This window comes from Actinoplanes sp. NPDC048791 (genome assembly GCF_040650095.1).
Classification (GTDB): Bacteria; Actinomycetota; Actinomycetes; order Mycobacteriales; family Micromonosporaceae; genus Actinoplanes.
In genome coordinates this window covers 1-3,749 of sequence record NZ_JBEZGQ010000830.1, presented here as the reverse complement: position 1 = coordinate 3,749, position 3,749 = coordinate 1, and the positions used below count along the sequence as shown (strand labels likewise).

Sequence of the window (3,749 nt, the reverse complement as noted above, 5' to 3'; positions counted from 1 at the left end):
CCTGAACCAGGCGACTACCAAACACTGGCCGTTGCCCGACCTGGTCGCCGGCTGCGTCGAGGCCGGCGTGACCGGCGTCGGCCTGTGGCGCGAGGACGTCCAGGCGTACGGCGTCGAGAAGTCCGCGGCGCTGGTCCACGACGCGGGACTGGCCGTCACCTCGCTGTGCCGGGGCGGCTTCTTCCAGCAGGACGGCTGGCAGGACGAGAACAAACGCGCGATCGACGAGGCAGCGACCCTGGGCGCCCCGGCGCTGGTGCTGGTCTCCGGTGGTCTGCCCGAGGGCAGCCGGGACATCGACGCGGCCCGGGCCCACGTGGGGGAGGCGATCGGCACCCTGGTGCCGTACGCGCTGGACGCGGGCGTGCAGCTGGCGATCGAGCCGCTGCACCCGATGTACGCCTCCGACCGCTGCGTCGTGTCCACCCTCGGTCAGGCGTTGGACCTGGCGGCGCCGTACCCGGCGGAGGCGGTCGGGGTGGTGATCGACACGTACCACCTGTGGTGGGACGACACGGTCTGGGAGCTGATCGCCCGCGCCGGTCGTGAGCAGCGGATCGCCTGCTTCCAGGTGGCCGACTGGCTGACGCCGCTGCCGGCCGGCGTGCTGCTGGGCCGGGGTCTGCCCGGTACGGGCTGCGTGGAGCTGCGCCGCTTCCGCGAGGCGGTGGACGCGGCGGGCTACACCGGGCCGATCGAGGTGGAGGTCTTCAACGAGGCGGTCTGGGCGCGCGACGGCCGCGAGGTCCTCACCGAGACCCTGGAACGCTACCGGGAACACGTCGACTAGCAGCCGCCTCCGGCGGGGCAGCCGGGACGCTCAGCTTCCGTTACTGTCCCGCCATGCGGCAGGCGTCGCGCTATCGATCGTGGAGAGAGGGAACCGGCGCGTGATCAAGGGACTGAGCAAGATCGAGGTCATCACGGTGTTCGCCGAGGACCTCGCGGCCACGCGGGCGTTCTACGAGAACGTCTTCGGCCTCGAGGTCGTCTACGCGGACGAGAACTCGGCCGTGGTCCGGCTGGACAACCTGATGATCAATGTGCTCCGGACCGAGCGCGCCGAGACGCTCATCGAGCCGCAGCCGGTGGGCCCGCCGGAGAGCGGTGCCCGTCTGCTGATCACCATCCAGGTCGATGATGCCGACGCCGTGTGCGAGGAGCTCCGGCAGCACGGCGTCACCATCCTCAACGGCCCGGTCGACCGCCCGTGGGGCCGCCGGACAGCCGCGTTCGCCGACCCCGCGGGAAACATGTGGGAGATCGCGCAGCACCTGCCGCAGCCGTCCTGAACCGTGGTGGTCCCCGTCGAGCTGGGTGAGTTGTCCGCGGCGGAGCAGCAATTGTGGGACGCGTTCCCGTACGGCCGGGTGGCAATGCCGCAGAGCGGCGCACCTACGGTCCGCGCCGCGGTGATCCGGTCGTTGCTGCTCGGCGCCCGCCCGGCGGAGCTCGGCCACCAGGCGGCGTTGCGTCTGCACGGCGCCGAGGTGGCCGGGGTCCTCGACCTGCACCAGGCCGACGTCGACGTCGCCATCGACCTCGTCGGTTGCACCTTCGACTCGGTGCCGTCGCTGTCCTTCGCCCGGTTGCGTGGCGTGTCCTTCGAGGGCAGCACCCTCCCCGGCCTCGACGCCTTCGCGGCAACCGTCGGAGGCACGCTCAGCTTCGTCAAGTGCACTCTGACCGGAGCCGTCGTCAGCTACGGCGTCCAGGTCAGCGGCGACCTGGACTTCGACTGGGCCCACCTGAGCGGCGACGGCCGCGCCGAGGAGCTGTTCGGCGACCGCGTGGCGGCCGTGTTCGGCGATTCGATGCAGGTGGGCCGGCATGTGTACCTGCAGGGCACAACCGCGAGCGGAAACGTGGAGCTGTCCGGCATCCGCGTCGGCGGCGCGGTGTACGCCCACCGGGGGCTGCGGGTCGAAGGCATGCTGCGGCTTCGCGGAGCCGACATCACAGGCGAGGTCAACCTGACCGACGCGGTGCTGCTCAACCCCGGCGACACGGCCCTGGACGCCTGGGGAATGCGTGCCGCGGAACTGAGCCTGCGGCCGGAACGCGTCGACGGCACGGTCGACCTGCGCCACGCCCAGGTCCAGATACTCCGCGACGACCCGGCGAAATCGCCGGCCCGGCTACGGCTGGACGGAGCCCGGTACTCCGCCCTGGAGCCCGCCGGCGTCGCCGCCGGCCGCCTGCGGTGGCTGAGCCAGGACCCCGAGGGATACCGGCCGCAGCCGTACGAGCAACTGGCCACGCACTACCGCCAGATCGGGCACGAGGCTGACGCCCGTACGGTCCTGCTGGCCAAGCAACGCCGGCGCCGCCGGCAGCTGTCCCCGCCCGCAGTGGCCTGGGGTCTGCTGCAGGACCTGCTGGTCGGCTACGGCTACCGGCCGGGGCGCGCCGCCCTGTGGCTGCTCGGCCTGATCGCCCTGGGCTCCGTGGTGTTCCACTTCCACCCGCCCACCGCCGGGCGCAGCGGCGTCGCGTTCAATCCGCTGATCTACACGCTGGATGTGCTCGTCCCGATCGTCAACGTCGGCCAGGAAACCGCCTTCGGCTTCACCGGAAACGCGCGGTGGCTGGCCTATCTGCTGGTGATCCTCGGCTGGCTCCTGTTCACGGCCGTCGCCGCCGCACTGACCCGAACCTTCAACCGGTCGTAGCGTCTCACCAGCCGGTGCCACGAGCGAGACGGACGGGCCCGACCGCGGCAGCCACGTCGACGTCGGCGCCGTGCTGACGAACGGCGATGATTCCCTCGTCGGCCAGCTCGCCGGCCACCTCCCGCGCTGTGCCCATCAGGTCACGCCACGCCGCGCCGCCGACGACCCGGGCCGCGTCGCTGGGGCAGATGGTGGCATCGGGACGGCGGTGCCACAGCAGGGCGCGCATCGCGGCGGCCAGCCGCTCACGTTGGCCGGCGGGTGTCGGTGCCCACCAGGGATCGCCTCGTTCGGCCAGCGCCACCTCGGCGTCCCGCAGCCGGGTCCGGGCCGCGTCCGGGTCTTCGTGGGCGAGTTGGCGGGCTGCCGTCAGCTCTTTTACCAGCTCCTTCCGCAGTGATTCCGGGATGGCAGGGTCGGCGGCCTGCTGTCGGCGGCCGGCCACGACGATGTACCGACCGTCCGCCGTCAGCGTGCTGTCGTCGCTGGCGTCCATGGAGCCATTGTCCTCGGCGAGACCCGACTCGCGCCGCCTTCGGCCGGACGAGGTGCCCCACCGCGAGTCACCGACCCTCGCCCGACGTTGGGATCGCCACCACTGTGCAGGGCTACGGCTACCTCACGGTCTTCCAGGCCGCGCGGGGATCGGCGAGAGGGCGCCTCTGTCGCGTGGTCAGCGGGTGGGTGCCGGCCCGGTGGAGTCGCGGACGATGAGCTGGTGGCCGGTCGGGCGGCGCCGGGGCCGGGCCGACCGCGGCTTGAGGGCCAGGTCCAGCGCCATCCGCCCCATGTCCGTCATCGGCAGCCGGACCGTGGTCAGGCTCGGGGCCAGGTCCGCCGCCACCGAGACGTCGTCGAAGCCGACCACCGACATCCGGTCCGGCACCGCGATCCGGCGGGTGCGCAGCGCGGACAGCACCCCCATCGCCATCGCGTCGTTGAGGGCCACGATCGCCGTGGTGTCCGGGTGTTCGTCGATGATGCGGTCGGCCGCGGCCCGGCCGCCGTCGCGGGTGAAGTCGGTGTGCACCACCGGCAGGTCGTCCAGCGAGAGGCCGTGGGCGCGCAGGCTCGCCG

At 72.4% G+C, this 3,749-nt stretch carries 5 protein-coding genes; 3 read left to right on the top strand and 2 right to left on the bottom strand.

Going from position 1 to position 3,749, the window contains the following annotated elements; translation table 11 throughout:
- Position 1 precedes the first annotated feature (1 nt).
- The 3 genes from AB0C29_RS37930 (at position 2) to AB0C29_RS37920 (ending at position 2,672) form a co-directional block, all read left to right on the top strand.
- Positions 2-790, top strand: a complete 789-nt coding sequence (locus AB0C29_RS37930; protein WP_360831025.1) for a sugar phosphate isomerase/epimerase family protein — start codon at positions 2-4, stop codon at positions 788-790.
- A 100-nt stretch (positions 791-890) separates the two neighbouring features.
- Positions 891-1,292: a VOC family protein gene (locus tag AB0C29_RS37925; RefSeq protein WP_360831022.1), complete on the top strand. Its 402-nt coding sequence runs from the start codon at positions 891-893 to the stop codon at positions 1,290-1,292.
- A gap of 6 nt (positions 1,293-1,298) precedes the next feature.
- Positions 1,299-2,672: a hypothetical protein gene (locus AB0C29_RS37920; protein WP_360831019.1), complete on the top strand. Its 1,374-nt coding sequence runs from the start codon at positions 1,299-1,301 to the stop codon at positions 2,670-2,672.
- A 4-nt stretch (positions 2,673-2,676) separates the two neighbouring features.
- On the opposite strand, the gene AB0C29_RS37915 is transcribed toward AB0C29_RS37920, so the two are convergent.
- Together AB0C29_RS37915 and AB0C29_RS37910 are read right to left on the bottom strand one after the other, a co-directional pair.
- On the bottom strand, positions 2,677-3,168 hold the full coding sequence (locus tag AB0C29_RS37915; protein WP_360831016.1) for a DUF3253 domain-containing protein: 492 nt from the start codon (positions 3,166-3,168) through the stop codon (positions 2,677-2,679).
- Between the two features lie 177 nt (positions 3,169-3,345).
- Positions 3,346-3,749: substrate-binding domain-containing protein (locus AB0C29_RS37910; protein WP_360831014.1), on the bottom strand; the 404-nt coding region annotated here is incomplete at its 5' end.